Annotated in this window: 2 protein-coding genes; both read right to left on the reverse strand. The window is 65.3% G+C overall.

Annotation, left to right across the window (positions count from 1 at the left end; translation table 11 throughout):
• Positions 1 to 438 (reverse strand): electron transfer flavoprotein subunit beta/FixA family protein (locus DBR22_RS13200; protein ID WP_375134960.1); only part of this gene is annotated, 438 nt, incomplete at its 3' end.
• Positions 439 to 677: 239 nt separating this feature from the next.
• Complete coding sequence (locus DBR22_RS13205) at positions 678 to 2,315, reverse strand: S1C family serine protease (RefSeq protein WP_108599399.1); 1,638 nt, start codon at positions 2,313 to 2,315, stop codon at positions 678 to 680.
• Between the last annotated feature and the right edge of the window lie 214 nt (positions 2,316 to 2,529).

The following is a 2,529-nucleotide window of genomic DNA, read 5'->3' on the forward strand; positions in this document are numbered from 1 at the left end:
GGTTACCTGGGGCAGGCCGAGGCGTTCGGCGAGCTGCGCGGGAACCAAGGAGGTTTCGCCGTCGGTGGACGCCATGCCGGTGAGGACGAGGTCCACTGCACCGAGGTGGCGGACCGCGGCTGCGAGCGCCAGTGACGTGGCGGCGGCGTCTGAGCCCGCCAACGCGCTGTCCGTCAGGTGTACGCCTTCGGTGGCGCCCATCTGGAGGGACTTCTTAACGGCATTCACGGCACCGGAGGGGCCCATGCTCAGGGCAATGACCTGGTTGCCCGCTTTGGCACCGCCACGGGCCTCAGCCAGCTGCAACGCCGCCTCCAAAGCATATTCATCCAGTTCCGACAGGATGCTCTCCTCCCGGTCGGTGGTGTAGCCCTCTCCGTTGAGGTGACGGTCGAACTGCGCATCCGGCACGTGCTTGACCAGGACGATGATCTTCAATGTCTCTTCCACTGTATTTACAGCAGCCTTCCATGCTTGTGGATAGCCAGCCGGGTGAGGTCATGGCCGCGGAACGCCCGGGGTACGGGTAGATCCTAGCTAACCATATAGCCGCGCCCCGTTGCCGTCCCGTTAACGCCTGTGTCACCCCGGCTTGACCCCTTGGTTCAGCCGTTAACGGCCGACGGCGGCAGGCACCTTGTGTGGTGGCCGCCGCCGTCGTCGGTGGGTCCGGTGCTTTACTGGTCCGGTGCCGTGCCGAGCGTGACGTCGAACGTCTGCTCCTGGCCGTTCCGCAGGACGGTGAGCTTGACGGTGGAGCCCCCGGCCTGCTCGCGAACGGCTGCCGTCAGCTGCTTGGACTCGCCGATGGGGAGGTCGTTGAACTTGGTGATCACGTCGCCAACCTTGATGCCGGCCTTGGCAGCTGCTGAGTTGGCCTCGACGGTTGCGACGTCCGCACCCACGGAGAAGCTGGAGGACGCCGTCCCGGAGGACTTGTCTTTCACGCTGACGCCCAGCTGGCCATGGGAGACCTTGCCGGTGTCGATGAGCTCCTGTGCCACGCGCTTGGCGTGGTTGATGGGGATGCTGAAGCCTACGCCGATGTTGCCGCTGGAGGACGAGGAATCCGAACCGGCAGAGGCGATGGCCACATTGACGCCAATGATTTCGCCGTCGGTGTTGACCAGCGCACCGCCGGAGTTTCCGGGGTTGATCGCCGCATCTGTCTGGATCACATTGATGGAGATCGAACCCTGGCTGGCGGTGTTCTGGCTCTCGCCACCGCCCGGAGGTGCGAACTGGAACCCGTCGTCGTCCTCAGAGCTGTCGCCTTCGTCCGGCGCCGCTGCCGAGGCGACGCTGATGGTCCGGTTCAGGGTGGAGACGATGCCGTCGGTGACAGTACCCGTCAGGCCAAGCGGTGAGCCGATGGCAATGGCGGTGTCCCCCACATTGAGCTTGCCCGAGTCCCCGAGGGTGGCTGCAGTGAGCCCGGACGCGTTGTCCACCTTGATCACTGCGAGGTCGGAAAGGGGGTCAGTTCCCACCAGGGTGGCCTTGAGCACCTGGCCCGTGCTGGTTCGCACTTCCAAGGCTGCGGAGGCGGTCTGGCCATCCAATGTGACGACGTGGGTGTTGGTGAGGATATGGCCCTCCCCGTCGAGGACGATTCCGGATCCTGTGCCGCCTGAACCGCCGCTGGTGGCGCTGATGGTCACCACGGAAGGTGATGCCTTCAACGCGGCCGCGGTGATGGCGTTGACGTCGTCCTGGTTATTGACGATGACCGTGCCCGGCTGGCTGTTACTGCTTGACGCTGCGGGCGAGCCCGTATCAAAGAGGTTTGCCGAGCCGACTGTCGCGACCCCGCCACCCACCAGGCCGGCGGCAAGGATGCTGGCCACGAGGGTTCCTACGCCGAAAGAAGCCTTCCGGCGCGGTGCATCCGCCGGATTGGGGGCGGAGTTGAACTGACCCGCATATCCGGCCGGCGCGGCCGAGTGCGCTCCATGCTGCGCGTACTGCTGCTCCGGTGCCCGGTAAGCCGCGCCGTATGGCGAAGCGGGGTTCTGGCCGGACGTGGGCTGCGCGTACTGGCCCTGGCCGGTCGCCTGCCGGCCCTGGGTGTGCTGGCTCTGTGCCGGCTGGCCATGCTGGCCGTAAAAAGGTTCGCGGGGAGGATAAACCGGCCGGGGTGCGCCGGGAAGTTGCTGTGTGGCGTTTTCAGACTCCCCCGGGCGGTCCAGCCGCTCGGTCGGATTGCCGTGACCGGCAGCGTCGCTGCGGTCCTCCGCAGCGTTCTGTGCGGCGACCGGGTTCTCATCCGGATGCCGGTTCTCAGGCGCTGCACCCGGGGTTGGGTTCTCAGTCATTGGACTTCCTTTCATCCTCGTCTGCATTAACTATGGACTGTCTGGCTGGAACTGGGGCGAACGTTGGCTGGGAGGTTGCTGAGAGCCTCAGCACCACCTTTTGCCAAGGCCCGGCGGGGTTTCGCTGGTGGCATATTCGGCCGTGTGGACGCGCTACTTGGGGCACCATAGAATCAAATTGAATTGCCACAGCGACCTGCGGCTTTACATCACG

It is taken from the genome of Arthrobacter sp. HMWF013, assembly GCF_003061105.1.
Lineage (GTDB): Bacteria > Actinomycetota > Actinomycetes > Actinomycetales > Micrococcaceae > Arthrobacter.

Excerpts from the sequence above, each read along its gene's own strand:
- DBR22_RS13205 (WP_108599399.1), bottom strand. The coding sequence starts at position 2,315 with ATGACTGAGAACCCAACCCCGGGTGCAGCGCCTGAGAACCGGCATCCG.